Here is a 435-nt window from a genome sequence, read left to right as displayed (position 1 = left end):
AAATATGGCACTCCATACGTCGGCGGCGCGTTCTGCACTGACAGATTAAAACTCGTTCCCTTCACCAAATACTGTGATGACCATTTCGGGCGAGGGAATTACACCACGTGGATTGGCATCAGAGCTGATGAACCGAAGCGGCTAAAGCCAAAGCCTGGAATCAGATATCTTGCTGAACTGTCAGACTTTGAGAAGGAAGATATCCTCGCATGGTGGAAGCAACAACCATTCGATTTGCAAATACCGGAACATCTCGGTAACTGCATATTCTGCATTAAAAAATCAACGCAAAAAATCGGACTTGCCTGCAAAGATGAGGAGGGATTGCAGCGTGTTTTTAATGAGGTCATCACGGGATCCCATGTGCGTGACGGACATCGGGAAACGCCAAAGGAGATTATGTACCGAGGAAGAATGTCGCTGGACGGTATCGCG

1 protein-coding gene is annotated in these 435 nt (G+C 47.8%); it reads left to right on the top strand.

Annotation, left to right across the window (positions count from 1 at the left end):
• Positions 1-435: hypothetical protein (locus J0A69_RS22420; RefSeq protein ID WP_449500910.1), on the top strand; the 435-nt coding region annotated here is incomplete at both ends.

Source organism: Algoriphagus pacificus (assembly GCF_017254845.1).
GTDB lineage: Bacteria > Bacteroidota > Bacteroidia > Cytophagales > Cyclobacteriaceae > Algoriphagus > Algoriphagus pacificus.
The sequence above is the reverse complement of the archived record's forward strand: the minus strand, read 5'-3'. Positions and strand labels throughout refer to the sequence as shown.